At 64.4% G+C, this 26980-nt stretch carries 12 protein-coding genes; 6 read left to right on the top strand and 6 right to left on the bottom strand.

Features of this window, described 5'->3' with window-relative positions:
- Positions 1-76 precede the first annotated feature (76 nt).
- Complete coding sequence (locus ACRCUN_RS17655) at positions 77-5842, top strand: non-ribosomal peptide synthetase (protein ID WP_462142927.1); 5766 nt, start codon at positions 77-79, stop codon at positions 5840-5842.
- A 38-nt stretch (positions 5843-5880) separates the two neighbouring features.
- On the opposite strand, the gene ACRCUN_RS17660 is transcribed toward ACRCUN_RS17655, so the two are convergent.
- From ACRCUN_RS17660 to pks2, 5 genes are all read right to left on the bottom strand, one after another.
- On the bottom strand, positions 5881-6546 hold the full coding sequence (locus tag ACRCUN_RS17660) for a methyltransferase family protein (RefSeq protein ID WP_462142928.1): 666 nt from the start codon (positions 6544-6546) through the stop codon (positions 5881-5883).
- 86 nt (positions 6547-6632) lie between these two features.
- Entirely contained in the window at positions 6633-8567 is a 1935-nt protein-coding gene (gene htpG, locus ACRCUN_RS17665; RefSeq protein ID WP_462142929.1) for a molecular chaperone HtpG, read from the bottom strand.
- 108 nt (positions 8568-8675) lie between these two features.
- A complete protein-coding gene (locus ACRCUN_RS17670) occupies positions 8676-9491 on the bottom strand; it encodes a GAP family protein (protein ID WP_462142930.1) in 816 nt (271 codons plus the stop codon).
- Between the two features lie 201 nt (positions 9492-9692).
- The gene (locus ACRCUN_RS17675) at positions 9693-10496 is read right to left on the bottom strand and encodes a methyltransferase domain-containing protein (RefSeq protein WP_462142931.1); all 804 of its coding nucleotides are present in this window, start codon (positions 10494-10496) and stop codon (positions 9693-9695) included.
- A 16-nt stretch (positions 10497-10512) separates the two neighbouring features.
- Positions 10513-16842, bottom strand: coding sequence for a sulfolipid-1 biosynthesis phthioceranic/hydroxyphthioceranic acid synthase (gene pks2, locus ACRCUN_RS17680; protein ID WP_462142932.1), 6330 nt, complete (start codon positions 16840-16842; stop codon positions 10513-10515).
- Positions 16843-17185: 343 nt separating this feature from the next.
- On the opposite strand from pks2, the gene ACRCUN_RS17685 reads away from it, so the two are divergent.
- The 5 genes from ACRCUN_RS17685 (at position 17186) to ACRCUN_RS17705 (ending at position 26031) form a co-directional block, all read left to right on the top strand.
- The gene (locus ACRCUN_RS17685) at positions 17186-18925 is read left to right on the top strand and encodes an AMP-binding protein (RefSeq protein WP_462142933.1); all 1740 of its coding nucleotides are present in this window, start codon (positions 17186-17188) and stop codon (positions 18923-18925) included.
- Between the two features lie 426 nt (positions 18926-19351).
- Complete coding sequence (locus ACRCUN_RS17690; RefSeq protein ID WP_462143135.1) at positions 19352-19762, top strand: MmpS family transport accessory protein; 411 nt, start codon at positions 19352-19354, stop codon at positions 19760-19762.
- Positions 19759-22647 carry an MMPL/RND family transporter gene (locus tag ACRCUN_RS17695; protein ID WP_462142934.1) on the top strand — a complete coding sequence of 963 codons (2889 nt, stop codon included), beginning with the start codon at positions 19759-19761 and terminating at the stop codon, positions 22645-22647. The genes ACRCUN_RS17690 and ACRCUN_RS17695 overlap by 4 nt, the downstream gene beginning before the upstream one ends.
- A 34-nt stretch (positions 22648-22681) precedes the next feature.
- Positions 22682-25561, top strand: a complete 2880-nt coding sequence (locus ACRCUN_RS17700; RefSeq protein ID WP_462142935.1) for an MMPL/RND family transporter — start codon at positions 22682-22684, stop codon at positions 25559-25561.
- A gap of 134 nt (positions 25562-25695) precedes the next feature.
- On the top strand, positions 25696-26031 hold the full coding sequence (locus ACRCUN_RS17705) for a hemophore-related protein (protein WP_462142936.1): 336 nt from the start codon (positions 25696-25698) through the stop codon (positions 26029-26031).
- Here the strand turns inward: ACRCUN_RS17705 and ACRCUN_RS17710 are convergent.
- Positions 26025-26963 carry an IclR family transcriptional regulator gene (locus ACRCUN_RS17710; protein WP_462142937.1) on the bottom strand — a complete coding sequence of 313 codons (939 nt, stop codon included), beginning with the start codon at positions 26961-26963 and terminating at the stop codon, positions 26025-26027. The genes ACRCUN_RS17705 and ACRCUN_RS17710 overlap by 7 nt on opposite strands.
- Positions 26964-26980: the final 17 nt, after the last annotated feature.

The raw sequence follows: 26980 nt of genomic DNA on the forward strand, positions 1-26980 counted from the left end.
CGAACTCGGTGAAATAGGCGCCGTTTTGAGCGCGCATCCGCGCGTGTCGCATGCGGTGACTGTCACTCACACCCCCATGTCCGGTTTGGGGCCCCGCGACCAGACCGCCGACAAACAGTTGGTGGCCTATGTCGTGCTCGATCCGGAGATGATGCTCGTTCGGGAACCCGAGCGAGAAGCAAAACTGGTCGAGCAGTGGCAGGGCGTGTATCAGGGCCTGTATTCCGGCGAGGCGTTCACGGCAGGGGGCCGCACCGAACTCGGGGAGGACTTCGGGGGCTGGAACAGCAGCTACACCGGCAAGCCGATTCCGTTGCAGCAGATGCGGGAATGGCACTCTGCGGCAGTGGACCGCATCCTCGCATTGACCCCACGACGGGTGCTGGAGATCGGCGTGGGGTCGGGATTGTTACTCGCGAAACTGGCCCCGGAGTGCGTCGAGTATTGGGGCACGGATTTCTCGGCGCCTACGATCGAAACGCTGCAGTCGGCGGTGGCGGCAGAGCCGTGGGCCGACCGCGTGCGGCTGCAAGTGCAGCCTGCCGATGTCGTCGATGGATTGCCGCAGGGCCACTTCGACGTCGTGGTGCTCAATTCGGTCATCCAGTACTTCCCCAGCGCCGGGTATCTGCTCGATGTGCTGGCGGCTGCGATGCGGGCGCTGGCGCCCGGCGGCGCCCTGTTCATCGGCGATGTGCGCAACCTGTCGTTGTTGCGCGAGTTCACCGCCGGGGTGGTGTGTGCCGAAGCCGACGGTGCGGCCGACGGCGAGGACACTGCGGACGCGGTACGTGAGCGGGTACGCCGCGAAATGCTGAGCGAGCAGGAACTGTTGTTGGCGCCGGAGTTCTTCGCGGCGCTGCCACAACACCTCTCCGATGTCGCCGCGGTCGATGTGCAGCTGAAGCGCATGCACGCCGTCAACGAACTCAGTGGTTACCGGTATGAGGTGGTGCTGCACAAGGCACCGGTGGCTGCGCATTCTGTTGCATCCCTGCCGTCAGAGCCCTGGCAACGATTCGGAACCCTGGCAAGCGTGGGCGATCACCTGCAGTCGGAGCGGCCACCGGCACTGCGCATCACCGGTGTGCCGCACGCCGGAACGTGGCCGGATGTGGCGATGGTACAAGCGCTTGCCCAGGCTGACGGGCGAACGACGATAGCCGAATTACGTGCGGCCATCACGGAAACCGATGCCGTACTACCGCACCAGTGTCATCTGATCGGCGAGGAACATGGCTACGCCACAGCGGTGACCTTGTCGCCGACCGCCGGTCTGGTCGATGTCATCTACACCACCAACGATTCCCCGCAGGTGCTTTCGGACCTCTACCTGCCGAACACGCCGGTAAAATCGCTTGCCGGCTGTGTCAACGATCCATCGGCGATCGAACGCGCCGCAGAGCTGCGCAGCTTTGCGGCCACGAAATTGCCGGAGTACATGGTGCCCGCGGCGATCATGATCTTGGATTCGCTGCCCCTGACGCTGAACGGCAAACTCGACCGCCGGGCGCTGCCTACCCCGGAGTTCACGAGCGGGGCTGTGTATCGGGCACCGCGTGATCGGCGAGAACGCCTGTTGGCCAGGCTGTTCGGCGAGGTTCTCGGCGTCACACGCGTCGGCATCGATGACGGGTTCTTCGACCTTGGCGGCCATTCGCTGTCCGCGACGCGGTTGGTCGCGCGAATCCGTGCCGAGCTGGATACCGATGTCCCGATCCGGGCCTTGTTCGACGCCCCCACCGTTGCCGAGCTGGCGGAGTGGATCACCGCGCATGCCGAAGAACGGCCAGGCGCAGCGTTGACCGTCCAACAACGTCCCCCAGTCGTGCCGTTGTCCTATGCGCAGCAGCGGTTGTGGTTCCTGGACCAATTGCAGGGCCCTTCACCGGTTTACAACATGCCGACCGCCTATCGGATCAGCGGGCCATTGGACACCGACGCACTGGGACTCGCGCTGGGCGATGTCGTGGCCAGGCACGAAAGCCTGCGGACCATCTTCGCCGCACCTGACGGAGTCCCTCAGCAAGTGGTCGTACCGGCCGAGCGGGCGGATCTCGGCTGGCAGGTGATCGACGCCAGCGGGTGGTCTGCCGAGCGGCTCGCTTCGGCGGTTGACGGCGCAGTGCGGCACACTTTCGACCTGTCTACCGAAATACCGCTACGGGCAACGCTTCTCCGGACCGACGAGGATCAGCACGTGCTGGTCGTGGTGGTACACCACATCGCCGCCGACGGTTGGTCGATCAGGCCGCTCGCACGTGACCTGGGCCTGGCGTATGCGGGCCGGTGCGCGGGATACGCACCGGCGTGGGAGCCGCTACCCGTGCAGTACGTGGATTACTCGCTATGGCAGCGTGAGCAATTGGGAGACCTCACCGACAGCGGCAGTCCGATCGCGGCACAGGTGGCGTACTGGGAGCGAGCACTGAGTGGATTGCCCGAACGCCTCGATTTGCCCACCGACCGGCCCTACCCGCCGGAGGCGGACTACCAGGGCGCGAGCGTAGCGGTGTCGTGGTCGTCGGAATTGCAGCAGCAGGTCGCGCGGGTGGCCCGCGACCACGATGCGACGAGCTTCATGGTGATGCAGGCCGCGCTCGCCGTGCTGCTCTCGAAGCTCAGCGCCAGCAGCGATGTGGCAGTCGGTTTCCCAATCGCCGGCCGGCGCGATCCCGCGCTCGACGATCTCGTCGGCTTCTTCGTCAATACCTTGGTGCTGCGAGTCGAACTGGACGAAGACTTCACGTTCGCCGACCTGTTGTCACAGGTACGCCGACGGAGCCTGGCCGCGTACGAGCACCAGGACGTGCCGTTCGAGGTTCTGGTGGACCGGCTGAACCCGAGCCGCAGCTTGACACATCACCCGCTGATCCAAGTGATGTTCGCCTGGCAGAATTTCGCCGCTCAGGACGACGACCCGGCCGACATGTCTCTGCTGAGCGATCTGCGCGTCACCCCGCTGACCGCCGACACTCAGTCGGCGAGGATGGACCTTGCGTTCTCGTTTGAGGAACGCTGGACCGCGGTAGGTGAACCCGATGGCATCGGCGGGTCTGTTGAGTACCGCACGGACGTGTTCGAGGGGGCAAGCATCCAGGCCCTTGTCGAGCGCCTGGAGCGAGTGGTCGCGGCGTTGACCGCCGACGTCAACCGGCGGCTTTCGTCGGTTGACGTGCTCGACGAAGGCGAGCATGCCCGACTGAACGAGATCGGAAACTGTGCCGCGCTGACCAGACCGGTTGAGCCGGAGTCGGTTCCCGGCGTGTTCGCGCAGCAGGTCGCGCGTATGCCGGACGCGACGGCGATGACCTACGCGGGCCGCTCGATGACCTATCGGGAACTCGACGAGGCGGCGAACCGGTTGGCGCACCTGCTGGTCGACCGTGGCATCGGCCCAAGACAAAGCGTGGCGCTGATGTTCAACAGATGCGCCGACGCGATCGTGGCGATGCTGGCGGTGCTGAAGGCCGGGGCGTGTTATCTGCCAGTCGACCCTGCGCATCCCGACGCGCGCATAGCGTTCATGGTGGCGGACGCGTCCCCGGCGGCCGCAATCACCTCCGCGGAGCTGGCCGGCCGCCTGACCGGTTTCGATATGGCTGTCATCGATGTCGCCGACCCGCGCATCGGCAGCTATCCGGGCGCGGGTCTGCCGGAACCCGCAGGCGACGATATCGCCTATCTGATATACACCTCGGGCACCACCGGCACTCCGAAAGGTGTTGCAGTCACCCATCACAACCTGACCCACCTCGCGGCCTCGATGCCCGTTGGCCTTCCCGCGGTCCAGGCCTGGACACAATGCCATTCGTATGCGTTCGACTTCTCGGTGTGGGAAATCTGGGCTGCGCTGTTGACCGGGGGACGGCTCGTGGTGGTGCCCGAAGACGTGGTCGGCTCACCGGAACATTTCCATGAGCTGCTCGTGGCCGAACGGGTGAATGTGCTGACCCAGACCCCGTCGGCCGTGGCCGCACTCTCGCCACACGGCTTGAGCCAGACAGCGTTGCTTCTCGGCGGCGAGCCATGTCCCGCCGAGGTGGTGGATCGGTGGGCGCCGGGGCGGGCGGTGATCAACGCCTACGGCCCGACCGAGGCCACCGTATATGCCTCGATGAGTGTGCCGTTGAACACCGCCGACATGGCCGGTACGCGGGTCGTGCCTATCGGTGCCCCGGTGGCGACGACCGCGTTGTTCGTTCTCGACCAGTGGCTGCGGCCGGTGCCTGCCGGGGTGGTCGGTGAGCTGTATGTGGCCGGTCGCGGGGTAGCGGCAGGTTACGTGGGCCGGTCCGGGCTGACGGGGTCGCGATTCGTTGCGTGTCCGTTCGGTGGACAAGAAGCGGCCGGAACCCGGATGTACCGCACGGGTGATCTGGTTTCGTGGGGTGCGGATGGGCAGTTGCGATACCTCGGCCGCGCCGACGAGCAGGTCAAGATCCGTGGGTACCGCATCGAACTCGGCGAAATCCAAACGGCTCTGGCCGATTTGACGGGCGTCGACCAGGCCGTGGTGATCGCCAGGGAAGATCGCCAGGGCGACAAGCGCCTCGTGGGCTACGTCACGGAATCGATTGCCGGCAGCGCTGATTCGGATCAGATGCGGGCCGCGTTGGCCGAGCGGCTCCCCGCTTACATGGTTCCGGCCGCGGTCATGGTGTTGGATGCACTACCGTTGACGCCCAACGGCAAACTCGATGCCCGCGCACTGCCTGCACCCGAATACGGCACAGCCCGATATCGGGCACCGGAAACTGTCACAGAAAATGTTCTGGCCGGCATCTTCGCCGACGTTCTCGGTCTGGAACAGGTCGGCGTGGACGACTCATTCTTCGATCTCGGCGGTGACTCACTGGCAGCCATGCGGGTCATCGCCGCGGTGAACAAGGTGATGGACGCCCAGCTGCCGGTGCGCACCATATTCGACGCTCCGTCCGTGAGAAGCCTTGGCAGGCAAGTAGGCAAGACCGACAACACCGACGAAGTTGTCCCGGTCGAGATCCTCAGGGACGGCACCGGTGTTCCGCTGTGCTGCATCCATGACGGGTTCGGGCTGAGCTGGACGTACCGAGCGCTCGGTGACTACTTCGACGGCCCCATCATCGGGATCAATCAGGTGTGGCAAGGCGACGAAGGGGAATTCGGGTCGGTACGACGGATGGCCGAGACGTATGCGGACCGGATTCAGGCGCTGCATCCCGATGGGCCGTACAAACTTCTCGGGTGGTCGTTCGGCGGTGTCGTGGCCCACGCGCTCGCAGTCGAACTGCAGCGACGCGGATGCGAAGTGCAACGCCTCGTATTGCTGGACGCCGCTTTGCGTACGACGAGCAGAATCGCGGCAGGTGCCAACCGGACGATCGCCCGGAATCGCGCTCTGGCCGAGGGGCAGGTTCTTGACTACCTGCTGAGAACCAATCACGTTGAGTTAGGGCCGCATTGGCGGCCGCTGACCTATCAACGGGTCGAGAATATGATCCGGAAGCAGGGAATGCCGGGATTGGCGCCGCCGCCTCGTCAGCTCGTCGAATACATGGTTCACAGCCTCAACGCGAACCAGCTGGCACTGCTGGATCACGTACCCGGTGTATTCGAGGGCGACATCGTCCTGTTCTCAGCCGCCCGGCATCGCAACGACGAGAACCGCGGCCCCAGGATGTGGCAGCGATGGCACGGACTGAGGAACCGCATGGCGATCCGGTCGCATGTCAAGAGCTGGCGCGGGTGTGTGTCGGGTGACATCACCGCGCATTCGGTCGACTGCACGCATTTCGAGATGTTCACCAGTGCATCGCTGAGTGATTTCGGTGAACGACTCCGGCGGTCACTGGAGGGGTGAATCGCCTGCCTGCCGGTCGATCGGGTGGCGTGAGTCTGTCACCAGATGCCGGGAACCAAGCGATAGCGAACTTTCTGCATGTACGCGTCGTATCCGGCCAACTCGTGCTGCAGCAGCTGTTCTTCATCGCGGATACGCAAGGCGAACACCAGCAGGCCGGGAATGACGAACGCGAGTCCCCAGTACGAACCGAGGGCAAGGGGCGTGCCCAAAAGCAGAAACGTGTTGCACGAGTACATCGGATGTCGGACCAGGCCGTACAACCCGGTCGAGATGAGCTGCTGGCCTGCCTCTACCCGGACGGTCACGGCAGCGTGGTTGTTCTGTCCGAGGACCAGCGCAGCTGCCGCGCTTCCGAGGACGACGAGTAGGAAGCCGGCCAACGAAATTCCGATGGGAACTTCGGACCAACCGAAGCGGTGGTCGAGGGCGCTGACAACCAGCATCGCCGCCCACAACAAGAAGACCACGACCGAGATGACCTTCTGCGGCCCGCGGGTCTCGGCCGCCGGCAGGCGCCGCCGCAGCACCGCGGGATTCGTGCGCAGGAAATAGATGCTCGAGATCCATCCTGAGATCCCGATCAGGGCCAGGAACACCCACGCCTGCCAGTAGTCGAAGGTGCCCGCGGAGGCAAACAGGAGCAAGCCGAACGCGCCGAGCCCGAGAGAACCCGATACCAGCATTTTGAGGACGGTTTTCATGGATCCTCCAATGCCGGACCATGCGTTTTCAGCTAACAGCGTACCGCTGTCCGCACCGAGCCTAGGAGCGTTTTCGACAATCGGGCTCAGATCGTGCGAGCAAGCCGGTTGGCGAGCATCGCAGCGAATCGTGCCGGATCTTCGAGCTCGCCGCCCTCGGCCAGTAGTGCGGTGCCATAGAGCAGTTCGGCGGTCTCGGCAAATTCCTGCTGTCGTGCCGGATCGTCGCCGCGCTCAGCGTGCGCCCGCTGCAGCGAGGTCACCAGCGGATGGTCGGCGTTGATCTCGAGAATTCGCTTCCCGGCGGGGATCGTCTGGCCGGAGGCGCGGTACATGCGTGCGAGTGCCGGTGTGATGCCGAAGGCAGGCGTGATGAGACAGGCCGGGGACGCGGTCAGCCGGGTCGACAGTCGGACTTCCGAGACGTGATCGCTCAACGTATCTTTCAGCCAGGTGAGAAGGCCGGCGAAACTGCGTTCCCGTTCTTCGCGCTCGGCGGCGTGCTCGTCGCTGTCGTCGTCAGAGCCGAGGTCAACCTCGCCTTTTGCCACTGACTGCAGTGGTTTCCCGTCGAACTCGCGTACGGAATCCACCCAGATCTCGTCGACCGGGTCGGTGAGCAGCAGCACCTCGTAGCCTTTGGCCTTGAACGCCTCGAGATGCGGGGAACTCAGCAGTTGGTCACGGGACGGTCCGGTGGCATAGAAGATCTGCTCTTGACCGCCCTTCATGCGTTCGACGTACTCGGCGAGTGTGGTGAGTTCTTCAGCGCTGTGCGTCGACTCGAAGGACGACAGCCGAAGGAGCATGTCCTGGTTGTCGTGGTCCGACATCAAGCCCTCTTTGACGACCGCGCCGAATTGCGCCCAGAATGAGCGGTAATCCTGTGGCCGCTCGGTGTGAAGATCATTCAGGGTCGAGAGCACCTTCTTGGTGAGCCTGCGGCGGATCGCGGTGATCTGCCGATCCTGCTGCAAAATCTCCCGAGAAACGTTGAGCGACATGTCTTGTGCGTCGACGACGCCTTTGACGAAGCGCAGGTATCTTGGCATGAGCTGGTCGCAGTCGCCCATGATGAACACTCGCTTGACGTATAACTGCACCCCCGTCTTGGCGTCCCGCATGAACAGGTCGAACGGAGCGTGCGAGGGAATGAACAACAGCGCCTGATACTCGATGGTGCCCTCGCCCCTCATCGCGATGATCTCGAGGGGATCGTCCCAGGCGTGCGCGATGTGCTTGTAGAACTCCTTGTACTCGTCCTCGGAGACCTCGTCCCTGGACTTCGCCCACAATGCCTTGCCGGAGTTGAGGGTCAGTGTCTCGGTGGCCGCCGATTCCTCACCGCCCGCATCGGCCGGTCGCTCGACCTGCATCCGGATGGGCCAGGCGATGAAGTCGGAATACTTCTTCACCAACTCCCTGATCTTGGCTTCCGAGGTGTAGTCATGCATCTCGTCCTCGGCGTCTTCGGGTTTGAGGTGCAACGTGACAGACGTTCCCTGCGGAGCGTCATCGACGGATTCGATCGTGTAGGTGGCCTCGCCGCTCGACACCCACCGAGTCGCACCGCTCTCACCGGCTTTGCGAGTCAGCAACTCAACCCTGTCAGCCACCATGAACACCGAGTAGAAACCGACCCCGAACTGACCGATCAGGTCCTCGGAAGCAATGGCTTTCCTGGCTTCACGCAGCTGCTTTCGCAGCTCGGCCGTCCCCGACTTCGCGAGGGTTCCGATGAGATCCACGACTTCCTCGTGGGTCATGCCGATGCCGTTGTCGCGCACCGTCAACGTGCGCGGATCGTGCCCCACCTCGATCTCGATGTGCAGATCGGATGCGTCGACGGTGAGCTCCTTGTTCCGTAGTGTCTCGAGGCGGAGCTTGTCGAGTGCATCGGACGCATTCGAGATCAGCTCCCGCAGAAAGGAGTCCTTGTTGGAGTACACCGAGTGGATCAATAGATCCAGCAGTTGGCGGGCCTCCGCTTGAAACTCCAACTGCTCGACGCGTGCAGACATGTGATCCCATCCGACTGAACGAACCTTTACAGACAGGGCAGAAGGATACCCGGCGCATCGCCGAGCGGTGGGCCAATCAATTGTGGTGCAAGGACAACGGCCTCCCGCTCACAGGCCTCCCACACCGCGCAGCACCAGCGACAAACCCACGACGGCCAAGATGGCTGCCACGAACTTCTGCTGGTGGGCCTGTGCCCAGTCGTGCAGACGCCGAAGTGCCGCCTGGGTCTTCGCCGGGGCAACCACGTTGCTGACCAGGATGATCTCCTCGATCACCAGAACGCCGATCATGTAAGCGATCACGGCGCCGACCTGTACTCCGAGCGCCGCGCCCGATGCCACGATGATGGCGAGCGCAAAGATGACCCCGTCGAGCGGCGGCAGCACAATGATGCCGATGACGAACGCAATCCATGGGGATCCGTTCTGCCAGGCATGGCGCGCACGGCCGAGTAGCCGTCGAGCTGCGGACCCGCCTTCCGTCGCGCCTTCTGGTCCGGGCTGCAGCAGGCGGGAGATCACAGGCGGTGCAGCCGGATCGAGCACCAGCGTCGAAGTCGTGGCGGTGCTGCTCCGGTCCGATGTCGACGGGGCACGGCTGCGGCTCGGCGTCCGAACCATCAAGCGCACCACCATCAGTGCCGCGACCGCGATAAGGGCGACGCCTATTCCGATCGCCGTCCGCTGCGCTGCGGGATTGGCTGTCGGATGTGCGAAATCTCTCGCGAAACCTGCCGACGCCGGTGTCGAATGCAGCAGGATCAGCGGAATCAGCAGGGTGGCAAGGCCGATGATCAGGGCGCCGGCCCAATAGGCGAGCAGGTTCTGCATGGGGCGTGGTCGAGAGAGCACCAGAAGAATGATGCCGAGACGCACGGGGTTGACCGTTGTCAACAGCGCCAGCACGAACAATGGCCCCCACATGAGCGGAATACTACCTCCTTGTCTGTTTGCTATTCGGCTTGTCGCAACATTGTTTTCACATTCCTCCGGTATTGGAACACGCGACGATTCAGCCGCGAAAGTCACTGTGAATACTGCGAACTTGCGCGGTGCGGTGGTCAGCTTCTGTTGTGGGTAGTCGTGTTCGGCCAGTTCTCCCCTCGAATACTGGTTAGCTGCTTGTCAGCCGCCGCCGTCGCTGTCCGGTTCGGCGGTCTGGTCAGGTCTTCGGCGGCGGCTGGCGAGCACGACTGTCGGGCCGGTGCGTCGGGTCCGGAACTCGAGCGTGATGTCCGGATCGGCATGGCCGGCAAGCGTTCGCAGTGCCGACGGGCTGTACGCCCGCAGCCCGCTGATGACGGCGTCGTGTACTGCGGGTACTCGAACGAGCGGCATGAACGCGGCCAACATCGCCGCATGTAATGGCGGTGACGGTCTGCGGACGTCGATGATCAACAACTTGTCCGCCGCCCGCGTGCCTTCGGCGAACACTCGCGCGGCCCGTTCGGGCGGCAGGTGATGCAGCGACAACGCCAGCAGGGCAAGGTCGTAATGCCCGTCGGGCGCGTCGATCGCGGTGGCGTCCATGGCCCTGACCGTCGCGCGTGGATGACTGCCGAGGTCCCCGGCGGCGATGTCGGCGACGAACATCGGATCGATATCGGTGACGGTGACGTGAGCTGTCGGGTGGATTTCCAACAGCTTGCGTGACAACCCGCCCAGTCCACACCCGAGCTCGAGGATCTTCGGTGCTTCGTGATCCGGCAGTTCGGCTAGGGCGAGCCTGGCGTGTTTCTCGTAGGTACCGAACCGTTTTCGTCGCCCCCCGCGGTCGAGTGCCTCGATGACCTTGCGCTTCCGGTCGTCGACGTCGTCGCGGTCAAGGTATTCGAGCCTCTCGGTCTGTAAACGACGGGACAGCCACGAGGCATCGGGTCCGCCGCGCGGCATGTCTGCGATGTTGCTCGGGACCGAGAGGCTTTCCATGGCTGCTCTTCTCCGACTAATACCTCATGGTGGTGGGTGTCTCAGTGGTCTGCGCCGGTCGCAACTTCTCGCACAGCAGCTCCGCCAAACCGTGGACGGTCGTGATGTCGGAATTCGAGATACGCACGCCCACTTCAGTCTCCAGGCGTGTACGCAGCTCCAATGCGCCCAGCGAGTCCATGCCGTACTCGGAGAGGGGGCGATCGGGATCGACGCTGCGGCGCAGAATCAGTCCTATCTGGTCCGACAGCACCGACTGCAAGCGGGCGGTCCACTCTTCTGGTGGGAGCTCGCCGAGCTCGGCCCGTAATTTCGCTGTGCCCATCGAGTTGTCGGCGGTATGCCGGAACGCTTCGGCGAACGGACTCCGTTCGGCCAATGCCGTCAACCACGGGGCGTCGGAGACCGGCGCGTAACCGGTGTAGACGCGGTCATGGTGCAGGAGCGCTTCGAACGCGTATGCCCCTTCGTCCGGATCGATTCCCGCGTCCGACTTTTCGGCCAGCTCGGCGCCACGACCGACCTGCGCCCACGCTCCCCACGCGATCGTCGTGGCAGGCAGGCCCTGAGCGCGGCGCCACGAGCTGAAGGCATCCAGCCAGCTGTTGGCCGCAGCGTAGGCACCCTGCCCTGGCGATCCCACGAGCGCAGCCGCCGACGAGAACGAGCAGAACCAGTCCAATGAATCGATACCGGCATCTTGCAAGGCTTTGTGCAAGTTCCATGCACCGTGCACCTTTGGCGCCCAGTCCCGCTCGATGAGGTCGTCGGTGATGTTGGTCAGCGCGGCGTCCTCGATCACGCCTGCCGCATGCACCACACCGCGAACCGGAAGCCCGGTCGCGGTCGCTGCTGCCACCAGCCGCTCCGCTGTGCCTGCGTTCGCGACATCACCGCACTCGACGACGACGTCGACGCAGGCCGCCCGCATACGGGCGATCCGCTCGAGTGCGTGCCGAGCCGGCTGCGTGCGTGAGGACAGCACCAGCCTGCCGCAGCCGGCCGCGGCGATCTTCTCGGCCAGGAACATCCCGAGGCCGCCGAGTCCGCCGGTGATGATGTATGCGCTGTCATTGCGGAAAGTCCGGACCTGTGCCGGTGGCACCACCACGCGACTGGAACCGGTGTGCGGCACGTCGAGCACCAGCTTGCCGACATGACGCGCACCGCCGATCATCCGGATCGCGTCGGCGGCGTCGGAGAGCGGGTAATGCGTACATTCCGGCGTGGGCAGCACGCCGTCGGCGGTGAGCTGGTAGACGGTCGTCAACAACTCTCGGAGCCGTTCGGGGTGGCTGTGAGACATCAAGGCCAGGTCGACGGCATGGAACGACAGATTGCGCCGGAAGGGGAACAGTCCCAGCCGGGTGTCGCCGTAGATGTCGCGCTTACCGATCTCGACGAATCGTCCGCCGAATGCCAGTAATTCGAGACCCGCACGTTGGGCGGGGCCGGTGACCGAGTTGAGCACGATGTCAACGCCGTATCCGTGGGTGTCAGCCCGCACGAGATCGGCGAAGTCCAAGGTTCTGGAGTCGTATACGTGTTCGATTCCCGTGTCCCGCAGCAGTTGTCGACGCTCATTGCTACCCGCGGTGGCGAAAACCTCGGCTCCTGCCGCGCGGGCGATCGCGATCGCGGCCTGGCCGACCCCACCTGTCGCGGAGTGGATGAGCACCTTGTCGCCGGCGGTGATCCTGGCGATGTCGTGGAGGCCGTGATATGCGGTGGAGGTCGCGATGGTCAATGCGGCCGCGTGGGCCTCGGTCAGGCCGGCCGGAAGGCTGACGGCCAGGCGTGCATCACACGTGACGAACGTGCCCCAGCAGCCGTCGGCGCACAGACCGCCGACGCGATCGCCCACTTCGTGTTCGGTCACACCTGCCCCGACCGCGGTCACGACACCGGCGAAGTCGATGCCGAGCTGCGGGAGCTGACCGTCGAATGCGGGGTACCGGCCGAAGGCGACCAGCACATCGGCGAAGTTGACGCTCGAGGTGGTGACCGCGACCTCGATCTGCCCGGGACCCGGTGGAACTCGGTCGCAGGCAACGAGTTCCATCGTCTCCAGGTCTCCTGGCGTACGGATCTGCAGGCGCACGCTCTCGCGCTCGTGATCGGCGACGGTGGTTTGCCGCTCATCCGGCCGCAGGGGAGCGAGGCACAACCGGGCGGTGTACCACTGCCCGTCTCGCCATGCGGTCTCGTCCTCATCGGATCCGCTGAGCAGCTGACGCGCCAGGTGTTCGACTTCGGTGGCTTCGTCCAGATCGATCTGGCTGGCGCCCAGATGCGGTTGCTCGGTCCCGATCACGCGCATCAGACCTCGCAGCCCGGCCTGTTCCAGGTTCGCCACGTCACCGGCCACCACGGTCTGGGCATTGCGAGTCACCACATACAGGCGGGGTAAATCACCGCGGACCAGCGGCAGTTCCCTGCCGATGTGCACGAGATCGCGCACGTATTCGCTGCCCAGCTGCGGTGACTGGCGGTCGGGTGCGGATTCGCTCGGCGCGGTGATGATGACGACGCCGGTGAATCGGTTCGCACGCAGGAGGTTTTCGAGTGCTTCGCGGTTTGGCGCGTCGTCGGCTTGATGGGGCCAGTTTATGCATGTGCACTGCGCCCCTAAGTCTTTCAAAATCCCGCTTAACTCATCGGCAACCGTGTCCGCACCGATGCTGTCGCGGATCAGAAGCCAGGACCCGGTCTCGGCGTATTCCACTTCCGGCAGGTCCCGTCGCCGCCATTCGATGGCCAGCAGCCGTTCGCTCAGCACGCGTTCGTCGTGCCCGCTTCCGGAGCTGCCGGTTCCGAGCCGCAGTCCCTGCACACTGAGCAGCACCGCACCGTCCTCGTCGAGCACATCGATGTCGGCCTCCAACCCGGCCGCGTCGACCTCGATCACCCGCGTATAGCAGTAGTGCGCGTTGCGGGCCGGACCGTAGCCGCGAAGCCGTCGGACACTCACTGGAAGCGCCACCATCTCACCACCAACGGACTGGATTTCGGGGACGGCTTCGATGGACTGGAAGCACGCATCCAACAGTCCGGGGTGCACGCCGTAGGCATCCTGCTGTGAGCGGATCGAGCGGGGCAGCGCGACCTCGGCGAGCACGGTGCGGGCATCGTCGTCGCCGATGTGGACTTTCCCCAGACCGGCGAAGGCGGGCCCGTGCTCAATGCCGTTATGGGCCATGCGGTTACGCAGCGCGTCGCCGTCCTGAACCCGCGAATGCGTGGTGAGAAGGCCGGGAATGTCGTATGCGGGCGGCTGCTCGTCCTCCTCGGCGTGCAGTGCGGCGTATGCATGGCGCACCAGCTCGCCGTCGCGATTGGTCTCCACCGTGAATCCCGCGATGCCGGGCGATGACACCGAGGCCGAGATGCCGACCGTGGTCTGTTCGTCCAGCAGGAGAGCCTCGTCGAAGCGTATGTCGCGAACCTCCGATGCCTCGCCGAAGACTGTGCGGGCGGCCGTGAGAGCCATCTCGCAATACGCCGCGCCCGGAAGCACTGCGACACCACGTATCCGGTGGTCGGCGAGCCAGGGCTGGGCGGAGGTACCGACATCGGCCTGCCACACGTGATGCTCGGGCTCCTCCTGGAGACGTACGTGCGGCCCCAGCAGCGGATGGACGGCGATGGTGCAGCCGCCGTGAGTGGGCGAGTCATTCACACCGGCGGTCAGCCAGAGCGGATGGTGTGTCCATGTCGGTAGCGGGGTGTCGACGAGGTTCCCGGACGGGTAGAGGACGGCGAAGTCGACCGCGGCCCCGGCACTGTGCAGATCCACCAGGAATCCCCGCAATCCGTTCGGCATGGCCTGTCCGCGACGCATTGCCGCCAGGGCGGCGATCGGAGTTTCGCGGCTGCGGGCGGTCTGCTCGAGCGCATGCGTGAGCAGCGGGTGCGGGGACAGTTCGGCGAACACCCGGTGGCCGTCCTCCATGGCGGCCTGCACCGCTGTGGCGAACCGCACCATCCGGCGCATATTGGCCACCCAGTAGCGGGCGTCGCACAGCGGTTGCTCGCGGGCGTCGAACAGCGTCGCCGAGTAGAAGGGTATGTCCGGTGTCATCGGCTCGAGATCTGAGAGCGCCTGCGCCAACTCGTCGACGATCGGCTCAACCTGGGGAGAATGGAAGGCGACGTCGACGGGGATCTCGCGAGCCATCACCTCGCGCCGCTCCCAGCCCGCGACCAGATCGCGAACGGTCTCGGTGGCACCGGCGATCACCGTCGACTGCGGAGAGGCGACCACAGCCACCACGACGTCGCTGATACCGCGTGCGGTCAGTTCCGAAAGCACTTGCTTGGCAGGAAGTTCCACCGCCGCCGTCGCGCCGTGACCGGACACGCGCGACATGAGCCGGGAGCGGCGGCAGATCAGGCGCAACCCGTCTTCGAGTGACAGCGCACCTGCGACGACTGCTGCCGCGGCCTCGCCGAGTGAGTGCCCGAGGACCGCGCCGGGGCGCACACCATAGGACTTCATGGTGGTGGCGAGGGCGACCTGCATGGTGAACAGCGTCGGCTGCAGCCTTTCCTGACCGCTCACCATCTCCGGTGCCGACATCGTCTCGGTCACCGAGAACCCGGATTCCGACGCGATGACCGGTTCGGCCTGTGCGACCGTCGCAGCGAACACCGGTTCGGTCGCCAGCAATTCGGCTCCCATCGCGGGCCACTGTGAGCCTTGCCCGGAGAACACCCATACCGGGCCGCGGTCACCGCGACCGACTGCCTCTGGATACGGACTGTCTCCTTCGGCGACGTCGCGCAGCGCCCCGATGAGATCGGCTCTGCTGCTTGCGATCACGGCGGTGCGCACCGGCCGGTGCACACGCCGGCGCGCCAGGGTGTAGGCGACGTCGGGCAATGCGATGTCGTCACGGATACCCAGCCAGTCAGCGAGCCGGCCTGCGGTGCGCCGCAGTTCGTCGGCGGAGGTCGACGACAACGCGAACAGCGAGGGCGGCGCCATGGGCGTCCCGCCTGAGACCTCTTCTGCCCGTGCGGCTTCGGGGGCTTGCTCCACGATGGCATGCACGTTGGTTCCCGATATCCCGTATGACGAGACGGCGGCCCGCCGCGGGTGATTGCCGTTGGTGGTCCATGGCGTGGCTTCATGGGGTACGAAGAGGTTCGTCTCGACCTTGGCGAGTTGATCTGGCAGGCGAGTGAAGTGCAGATTCTGCGGTACCACGCCGTGCTGTAGCGCGAGGATCGCCTTCATGAGGCCGACAGCTCCCGAGGCGGCCTGGGCATGCCCGAGGTTCGTCTTCACCGATGCCAGCGCGCACGGGCCGTCGACGCCGTACACCTTGGCCAGGCTGGTGAATTCGATCGGGTCGCCCACCGGTGTTCCGGTGCCGTGTGCCTCGACCATCCCGACGGTGGCGGGATCCACACCGGCCGCGTTGAGTGCCGCTCGGTAGACCGCCGTCTGCGCGATGTCCGACGGAGTCGCGATGTTCACGGTGCGGCCGTCCTGGTTGGCGGCCGTGCCGCGTACGACGGCGAGGATCCGGTCCCCGTCGCGGATCGCATCCGGCAACCGCTTGAGCAGGACCACGACACATCCCTCGCCCGACACGAACCCGTCGGCCGCGACGTCGAAGGCGTGGCATCGCCCGGTCGGCGACAGCATTCCCTCGGCGGAGCCGGACGCGAACTTGCGCGGGTCCAACATCAATGTCACACCACCGGCCAACGCGAGATCGCTCTCGCACTCATGCAGGCTGCGGCAGGCCAGGTGCACCGCCGTCAGGCCGGACGAACACGCGGTGTCCACCGTGAGCGCAGGACCGTGAACTCCGAGCGCGTAGGCGACCCGGCCGGATGCCAAGCTGAAGTTGTTGCCGCTGAAGCCGTATGCGGCTTCCAACGCCTTGGCATCGGCCGCCAGCATCTGGTAGTCGCCATGGGTCAATCCGACGAACACCCCGGTGAGCGAATCCGCCAGCGATTCCTGGGTGAGACCGGCGTGCTCCATGGCCTCCCACGAGGTTTCGAGCAGCAACCGGTGCTGGGGGTCGATCGCGGTGCTCTCGCGGTCGTTGATCCCGAAGAATTCGGAGTCGAATCCCGCAACGTCGTCGAGGAACGCACCCCACTTCGAGACCGAACGCCCGGGCACACCGGGTTCGGGGTCGTAGTACTCGTCGGGATCCCAGCGGTCCGGCGGGATCTCGGTGACCAGGTCCTCACCCCGAAGCAGCGACTCCCAAAGACGTTGCGGAGAGTCGATGCCACCGGGAAGCCGGCAGGCCATCCCGATGACGGCAACCGGGGTGACGGGTTTGGCGGATCCCGGATCGTGCAGATTCCCCGACGGAGCCATGTGCCCTCCTCCCGCAGGCATTACGGCGGCCTGACCGCTACAAGGATGGCTTCGGCGCACGGCAGCGGGCAGTACAACGACCAACGGTAAATTCGCCACGTTCCGCTGTCCCGGAATCCGGCCGATCCAGCCGGAAAATACCGACGATTTCAAATACTTTGTGCTGAGCCGCCCACCGTGGCGTTGCCGGGTTGCCCAAATTCGGTGATACCGGCACATGACCTTTTGGATGCCGTGGCGTGAGCAAATGCATATGACGCGCGTGTAATTCGCAGTCAAAAGGGGACAGAGTTTGCGGCTCTTTCCGGTATATGTCAGCGATCGCGGAGTTACTCTGACGCGCGTGGGTGAGACGTCGCTTTTGACATTGCTGTGCGAGCGTGCCGGCCTGCAAGGCGACGACACTGCGGTCACATTCGTCGACTACGAGCAGGACTGGGCCGGTGTTGCGGAGAGCCTGACGTTCGCGCAGCTCTACCGGCGGACGCTGAACGTCGCACGAGAGCTCGAGCGTTGCGGGTCTGCGGGCGACCGCGCCTTGATCCTGGCTCCGCAGGGCCTCGGCTACATCGTCGCCTTTCTCGGTGCGATGCAGGCGGGACGCATCGCGGTGCCGCTGTCGGTTCCACTGGGCGGGGTCACCGATGAGCGTGTCGGTTCGGTGCTGCAGGACGCGAGCCCGACCGTCGTTCTCACGACGTCGGCGGCCGCACGCGCCGTCGGCGATTACGTCACCTCGCAACCCGGTGTGACGGTTCCGGCGATCGTCGAGGTGGATGCGCTGGATCTGGACGCCCCGACGGCATCGGTTTCCGTGAGCCGGGATCGGCCGGATACGGCCTATCTGCAATACACGTCCGGGTCGACCCGCCAGCCGGCCGGGGTCATGATGTCGCACCGGAATCTGCTGGCCAATTTCGAACAACTCATGGCGGGTTACTTCGCCGACTACGGAAATGTCGTCCCACCCGACGCGACTCTGGTGTCCTGGCTGCCGTTCTACCACGACATGGGTTTGTATCTCGGAGTTTGCGCACCGGTTCTGTCCGGTGTTCCCGCCGTGCTCACGAGTCCGGTGGCGTTCCTGCAACGGCCGGCGCGGTGGATGCAATTGCTGGCCGAGAATAGTCGGGGATATACCGCCGCACCGAACTTCGCATTCGAATTGACGGTACGGAAAACTTCGGACGAAGATCTGGCCGGAGGCGACCTTTCAGATGTGCTCGTCATCGTCACCGGCAGTGAACGGGTACATCCCGCAACCCTGCAGCGGTTCACGCAGCGTTTCGCGCCGTTAGGTCTGCCCGAATCGGTGATCCGGCCGTCCTATGGGCTGGCCGAAGCAACGGTGTACGCGGCGACCCGCGCGCCCGACCATGGGCCGGTGATCGTGCGCTTCGACTCGGAGAAGTTGACCGCGGGCACCGCGCAGCGCTGCGACGGCGCCGGCGGTACGCCGCTGGTCAGTTACGGTGCACCGCATGCGCCGGTGATCCGCATCGTGGACCCGGAGACCCGCCGCGAGTGTCCGGCCGGAACCGTCGGTGAGATCTGGATACACGGCGACAACGTGGCGACCGGCTATTGGCGCAGACCGCAGGAGACCGAGAGTACTTTCGGCGGAGTTCTCGTCGCGCCGTCGGACGGGACACCGGAAGGTCCGTGGTTGCGGACGGGAGACTCGGGTTTCTTCTCCGAGGACGAGTTGTTCGTCATCGGCCGCATAAAGGATCTGCTGATCGTGTATGGGCGCAACCACTCGCCCGACGACATCGAGGCCACCATCCAGGAGATCACCCACGGTCGGTGCGCGGCCATCGCGGTTCCGGACGGCTCGACCGAGAAGCTCGTCGTGATCCTCGAAATCAGGCAGCGGGCCGAGTCCCACGAGGATCGAATGGAGCACCTGTCGACCGTCAAGAGGGCGGTGTCAACGGCGGTATTCAACTCCCATGCCCTCGGCATCGCGGATCTGGTTCTGGTGCAACCAGGTTCGATTCCCATCACGACAAGCGGCAAGGTCAGGCGAGCGGCGTGCGTCGAGCGGTATCGGCACGGCGGGTTCGTACGTCTGGATGCCTGAAAATTCGTTTGCTGGACAGGTTCTCGCCCGGAGTGGAAACGATGACCGGCCGGTGACCGCCGGGCTGGACAACGGCCGATCGGCACGTGCCGAACGGAGCGGTGAATTTCCCTTGACGCGGGTCAAATCGTTACTTCCGTTCCGCGTCGACACCGGTGGTATTTGCATTACGATCCCGTATCACCTTGGGAATGGACCGAAATGGAGGTGGGCTGAATGCTCTACTTAGCACGTTCGGATAATCCCTTCCCGAGTCGCCATAAGGTTGTCGTGACCAGCCCCTCAGTCATCAACGGCTGGAGACGCACGGCATCAGCGGTGCCGGTGTCTCACGGGCCGCGGTCAATGTGTATTGCAGGTTTTAGCGTTGGGGATTGTCCGGGCTAGGACACCGAGGGGGTTCGTGACTTGGGGGTTCTGAAGCGGCTGTGGATTCCGCTGCTGGTCGTGGTGGTCCTCGTTGCGGGGGGATTCACCGTCTCGCGGCTGCATGGCGTCTTCGGTTCGCAGGTTCGCCCCGTATACGCCGACACCGACGTCGAAGAGCGTCCGCCGTACAACCCCAAGCAGCTGGTCTACGAGGTGTTCGGGCCGCCGGGGACCGTTGCGAGCATCAGCTATTTCGACGTCGACGCCGAGCCGCAGTTTGTTGAAAACGCAAGTTTGCCATGGTCGTTGAAGTTTCCGATGAGCCAGACGTCGGCCATGGTCAACATCGTCGCCCAGGGTGACAGCGACAGCATCGGCTGCCGGATCATCGTTGACGACGAGGTCAAAGAGGAGCGAATTTCGAGTGGAGAAAGCGCCTTCACCTACTGCCTGCTGAGGGCTGCATGAGTACCGGCCAGACGATCGAACGACCGCCGTTCATCGCGCGGATGATCCATCGTCTGGCGATACCGATCATCCTCGGGTGGGTGGTGGTCGCCTACGTCCTCGGCGCGGTCGTTCCGCCACTGGAGCAGGTGGAAAAGGAACGTTCGGTGTCGCTGATCCCCAACGACGCACCGTCGTTCGAGGCGATGCAGCGGATGGGAGAGAGCTTCGGGGAGACCAACTCCAACAGCGTCGCGATGATCGTCTTGGAGGGCCGGGAACCTCTCGGAGACGAGGCGCACCGCTATTACGACGACCTGATCCGTCAGTTGCGGGCCGACACAGCGCATGTGCAACACGTGCAGGATTTCTGGGGAGATCCGCTGACGGCAGGCGCGGCGCAGAGCGCAGACGGTAAAGCCGTCTATGTCCAGATGAGCCTCACCGGTGATCTCGGCCAGGCCTTGGCGAACGAATCACTGGATTCCGTGCGCGAGATCGTGGAACGGACGCCTCCGCCCGAGGGCGTCCGAGCCTACGTGACCGGCCCCGCGGCGCTGGTCGCCGATTTGAGCCAGAGCGGCAACAAGACCGTCGCGCTGGTGACGGGGCTCAGCCTCGCGGTGATCCTCGCGATGCTGCTCTTCTTCTACCGTTCGATCGTCACCGCGATCGTGCTGCTGCTCTTGGTGGGAATCCAATTGCAGGTGGCGCGAGGTGTGGTAGCGCTGCTCGCCGATCAGGGGTACATCGGGCTCTCGACCTATGCCGTCAATCTGTTGGTGACGCTCGGGATCGCGGCGGGAACGGACTACGGAATCTTCTTCACCGGCCGGTACCAGGAGGCACGTCAGGCAGGCGAAGACCGGGTGACGGCTTTCTACACCACCTATCGCAGCGTCGCCAAAGTGGTTCTGGCGTCGGGCTTGACCATCGCCGGTGCGATCTTCTGCATGAGTTTCACACGGCTGCCCTACTTTCAGACCCTCGGCGTTCCGTGCGCACTCGGCATGGTGGTTGCGGTCGCCGTCGCGCTCACCCTGATCCCCGCCGTTCTCGCGGTGGGCGGGCGCTTCGGGATGTTCGAGCCCAAGCGAAAGGTCATGGTCCGGCGGTGGCGACGACTGGGTACGGCAATCGTCCGCTGGCCCGGGCCCATCCTCATCACGACATGCGCGGTGTCGCTCATCGGGTTGTTGGCGTTGCCCGCGTACGAACCCGGCTACAACGACCAGAAATATCTTCCCAAAGACATCCCCGCGAATGAGGGCTATGCCGCTGCTGACCGGCACTTCCCGCAGTCGCTGATGGTCGCGCCCGACATCCTCCTTGTCGAGGCCGACCACGACCTGCGTAACCCAGCCGACTTCCTGGTATTGAACAAGCTGGCCAAAAAGGTTCTGGCCGTTCCGGGTGTGTCCCGGGTGCAGTCGGTGACGCGGCCCGAAGGCACTCCGCTTGCGCACACCACGATTCCGTTCATGATCAGCGCCTCGAATGCCGGCCAGCTGCAGCTGCTGCCGTTCCAGAAGGCGCGCATGGACGATCTGGTCACGCAAGCCGACGAGATAACGAAAACGATCGCAGTGATGCGGCGCATGTACGGGTTGATGCAACAGCTCGCCAGCACGACCAACGACATGGTCCAGAGAACGCACGAACTGCAGGATGTGACGAACGAATTACGGGACCACATCGCAGATTTCGACGATTTCTTCCGGCCCATCCGCAATTACTTCTATTGGGAACCGCACTGCATCAACATTCCCGTGTGCTGGTCGATAAGGTCCCTTTTCGACGCGCTCGACGGGGTCGACCGGATCAGTGACAAGATGACCGACCTGGTGGCCAACCTCGATCAGCTGAACGCGCTCATGCCGCAGTTGCTCGCGCAGTTCCCGTCGATGATCGAGACGATGCAGAGCACCCGGACGATGATGCTGTCCATGCACAGCACCATGTCGGGCATCTTCTCCCAGATGGAGGAGATGAGCGACAACGCGACCGCCATGGGCAAGGCTTTCGACGCCGCGAAGAACGACGATTCGTTCTATCTGCCTCCCGAGGTCTTCAAGAACGAGGATTTCAAACGCGTCATGGACGTGTTCGTGTCGCCGGACGGGAAGACTGCGCGCATGCTCATCTCGCAGCGGGGCGATCCCGCTACGCCAGAGGGAATCGCGCGGGTGGAGCCGATAAGAACCGCGGCAGAGGAGGGGCTAAAGGGAACTCCGCTGGAAAGCGCCAAGATTTTCCTCACGGGCAGCGCGGCCATGGGTGCAGACCAGGTGGTCGGCTCCACCTACGACCTCCTCATCGCGGGGGTCGCCGCGCTCTGTCTGATCTTCATCATCATGCTGATCATGATTCGCAGCCTGGTGGCCGCGTTGGTGATCGTGGGCACGGTGGCGCTGTCGCTAGGTGCGGCGTTCGGGCTCTCGGTGCTGATCTGGCAGCACATTCTCGGTATTCAAATGCACTGGCTGGTGCTCGCCATCGCGTTGATCATCCTGCTGGCGGTCGGTTCCGACTACAACCTGTTGTTGGTGTCGCGGATGAAAGAGGAGATCGGCGCGGGGATCAACACCGGCATCATCCGGGCGATGGGCGGTACCGGAAAGGTGGTCACGGCCGCGGGACTGGTGTTCGCCTTCACCATGATGGCGATGTTGGCCAGCGACGTACGCACAATCGGTCAGGTGGGTTCCACCATCGGAATCGGCCTGCTCTTCGACACTCTGGTGGTGCGCGCCTTCATGACGCCGTCGATTGCCGCGCTGCTGGGGCGGTGGTTCTGGTGGCCACAACTCGTGCGTCCGCGCCCGGCGAGCGCACTGCTGCGGTCAACGGGTCCACGGCCACTGGTTCGCTCCCTGCTGTTGCGGCCCGAAGAACGCGGATCCTGATGTACGCACCATCCCGCGGTCGGTTGACGGCCCCGTGAGCAGCCAGCGGACGAGCGAACGCCCGCCGCTGATCGCGCGGGTCATCCACCGACTGGCGGTGCCGATCATTCTCGGCTGGCTCGTGATCGTCGCCGTCCTGACATTCGCCGTGCCGTCGCTTGAGGAGGTCGGTCGCGAGTTCTCCGTATCGCTCGTACCCGACGACGGACCGTCGTTCGAGGCGATGCAACGGATGGGGCGGAATTTCGGGGAGTCCGATTCCAACAGCATGGCGATGGTCGTCCTGGAAGGCCAACAGGCCCTCGGCGACGAGGCGCACCGCTACTACGAGGATCTGGTCCGCCAGTTACGTTCCGACACAAGGCATGTGCAGCATGTGCAGGATTACTGGGGTGACCCGCTCACCGCGACGGGTGCCGAGAGTGTCGACGGCAAGGCCGCGTACGTACAAGTGAATCTCGCCGGCAACCAGGGCGAGGCCCTGGCCACCGAATCCGTTGACGCGGTGCGGAACATGGTGGAGCGAACACCCCCGCCCGCAGGGGTCCGAAGCTATGTGACCGGGCCCGCGCCGTTGGTGGCCGATATGAACCTCGCCGGCGACAAGTCCATCATTCGGATCACCGTGGTCACGCTTGCGGTGATCTTCACGATGCTGCTGTTCGTGTACCGGTCGGCCGTCACCGCCATCCTTCTGTTGGCAATGGTGGGAATTCAGGTTCAGGTGGCTCGGGGCGTGGTCGCGTTTCTCGGCGACCACGAGGTGATCGGGTTGTCGACGTTCGCCGTGAACATGTTGGTATCGCTCGGGATAGCGGTGGGAACGGACTACGGCATCTTCTTCATCGGTCGATATCAGGAGGCGCGTCAGGCCGGCGAGGACCGCGAGACGGCCTTCTACACGACCTATCACAGCGTCGCCAAAGTGGTGCTGGCGTCGGGTCTGACCATCGCGGGTGCGATCTTCTGTTTGAGTTTCGCTCGCCTTCCCTACTTCCAAAGCCTCGGAATTCCAACGGCTGTCGCCATGGTCGTTGCCGTTGCGGTGGCGCTGACCCTGATCCCTGCCGTTCTCGCGGTCGGTGGCCGCTTCGCGTTGTTCGAGCCCAGGCGAAAGATCATCGTCCGCCGGTGGCGACGGCTGGGCACCGCAATCGTCCGCTGGCCCGCGCCGATTCTCATCGTGGCATGCGTTGTCGCGCTGGTCGGACTGCTCGCGTTGCCCGCCTACAAGACCAGCTACAACGACCGCTTCTATGTGCCCGACGACATCCCCGCGAACGTCGGGTATGCCGCTGCCGAACGACATTTCCCGAAGTCGCGGATGATGCCCGACATACTGATGGTCGAGGCCGACCACGACATGCGCAATCCGGCTGATCTTCTGGTGCTCGACAAACTCGCCAAGGGGGTGTTCGACGTGCCCGGCGTCTCCCGCGTGCAGGGGATCACCCGGCCTGAGGGCACTCCGATCGAACGCACATCGATCCCGTTTCTGCTGAGCCTGCAGAATGCCAGCCAGCAACAGATCCTGCCGTTCCAGAAGGAACGTATGGACGACTTGGTGGTCCAAGCCGACGACCTCGCGAAAATGATCGACATCATGCAGCGCATGTACGGCGTGATGCAAAAGCTCGTCGCCACGACCAATGACACGTCCCGCAATACGCATGAGCTCGAAGATCTCACGAACGAGTTGCGGGACAGCATCGCCGATTACGACGATTTCTTCCGGCCGATACGCAACTACCTCTATTGGGAGCCGCACTGCTACGACATCCCCCTCTGTTGGGCCTTCAGGTCGCTGTACGAGGCAACCGACGGCCTCGACCGGATCAGCGAAAAGATGCGTGGTCTCGTCGAAAACCTCGATCAGGTCAATGTGCTGCTGCCCCAGACGCTCGCCCAGTTCCCGCCGATGATCAGCACCATGCAGGTCATGCGCACCATGATGCTGACGACGCACAGCACCATGTCGGGCACCTTCGCTCTGATGGACGACATGAGTGCGGATGCCACCGCGATGGGCAAGGCTTTCGACGCAGCGCAGAGCGACGAGTCCTTCTACCTGCCTCCAGAGGTTTTCGAGAACGAGGACTTCAAGCGCGCGTTGAGCCTGTTCTTCTCGCCGGACGGGAAGTCGGTGCGTTTCATCATCACTCACCGGGACGATCCCGCGACACCGGAGGGCATTGCCCGAGTCGAGGCGATAGCCACGGCGGCCGAGGAGGCGCTGAAGGCCACGCCGCTGGAGAACGCCAACGTCTATCTGGCCGGTACCGCGGCGACGTTCAAGGACATGCGCGACGGGTCGACGTACGACCTCTTGATCGCGGGGGTTGCCGCGCTCTGTCTGATCTTCATCATCATGTTGATCATCACGCGCAGCCTGGTGGCCGCGTTGGTGATCGTGGGCACGGTGGCGCTGTCGCTCGGTGCGGCGTTCGGGCTCTCGGTGCTGATCTGGCAGCACATCCTCGGTATCCAACTGCACTGGCTGGTGCTCGCGATGTCGGTGATCGTCCTCCTGGCGGTCGGTTCCGACTACAACCTGTTGTTGGTGTCGCGGATGAAAGAGGAGATCGGCGCGGGGATCAACACCGGCATCATCCGGGCGATGGGCGGCAGCGGAAAGGTGGTCACGGCCGCGGGCCTGGTCTTCGCATTCACGATGATGTCGATGGTGGTCAGTGACCTGAGGATCATCGGCCAGGTCGGCTCGACCATCGGAATCGGCCTGCTGCTGGACACTTTGGTGGTGCGGGCACTGATGACGCCGTCGATCGCCGCACTTCTCGGCCGATGGTTCTGGTGGCCGCAACGCGTGCGCCCGCGGCCTGCCAGTGCCCTCCTGCGCGACACCGGACCCCGGTCGGTAGTTCGTTCCCTGTTGCTGCGCAGCGAAGATCGCTGACCACGCGCCCGCCGACGGCGCACTGTTTCTCTCCGCAAAGACATGCGCGGCCGCTATCGCAGCAAATTGCGAAAACGCAGGTGCGCTCGAATCGGGCGAGTAGAGTCCGGGCATCCGGGGAGGGAGGTTCACCCATGAAACTGCTGCCGGTCAGGCTGGTCGTCGCAGTCGGCAGTGTGACATTGTCGTTGATCGCAGGGGCTGGGGTTGCGTCCGCCGAACCCGATGTGGCCCCATTCGTCAACACCACTTGCAGTTATCCGCAGGTGATGGCGGCACTGAATGCGCAAGATCCAGCCGCCGCATCGAAATTCAACTCGTCCCCGATGTCACAGTCGCTGCTGCGGCAATTTCTCGCGGCCCCACCCGACCAGCGCCAGCGAATGGCGCAGATGATCGCCGGCACACCGGGCAATCAGCAGTACTTCGGTCTGCTCCAACAGGTTTTCACGACTTGTAACAACTACTGAGCGTGCGTCGGCTTGTCGCCGCCGAGTTGCTTCGTCATCGCGTCGGCGGTCGCCACCAGAGCTTGTGCTCGCTTGGTGATCTCGGCGTCGGTCAACGCACACCCGATATGCAAGGACACGACCATCACCTGACGGTGGTGATGGTCGTAAACCGGTGCGGAGATGACGCTTACGTCATGGCGCCTGCGAGTCTGCGCCTCGCTACGGAGGTAGACCCGCTCGCCGATGTCGGAGATCAATTCCCGCAGCAGGGCCTGCAACTCCTCGGGCAGCGTGCTCGACATACCGGCCATCAGGCCGTACAACCGCTGACCCGCGGGGGTCAGCCGCTCGACCAGGTAGCCCGCGTTGCGGCACTCCGCGACCACCTGGTCCAGCCGATCGGTTTCTGTGCGCAACGGGACCGTCGGGGCTTTGGCCAGCCACATCCGTAGGGCCGGTTCATCCCACAGCACGAACATCAGGCCGACGGGCGGTGCGAAAGGGTAGCTCTGCCCGATGCGCACGCCCACGTCGCTGCCTGGCGGACCGACCAGCTCGAGAACCGTGATCCGGTCGTCGACCACTGCGGAGATCGCCGCGGTGGTGTCGAATGCCGCCGAAAGCCTGCGCAGCCCCGCACGCGCCGCGGGATTCACCCGCATCGATTCCTGCGCGATGTGGCCGAGCGAAATCAGAGCGGGCCCAAGGCGATACGACTTGTCCTTACCGTTCTCGCCGGCATCGCGCACAAGGTAGCCCGAATCGGTCAGTGTGGTCAGGATGCCCAGACAGGTCGGCTTGCTCAACCCGACCCGGCGCGCGAGTTCGGAAAGCCCGAACCGCTCGTGCGGGTGCCGGGCCAGGAAGTCGAGAACGGCGACGACGCGTGCCGTCGGCGGTGACGCGCGGCCGGCCGGTTCAGCAGACGCCGTCCCACCGGATTGACTCAAATTAGAACCCGTTCTAG

Source organism: Mycobacterium venezuelense (assembly GCF_054919535.1).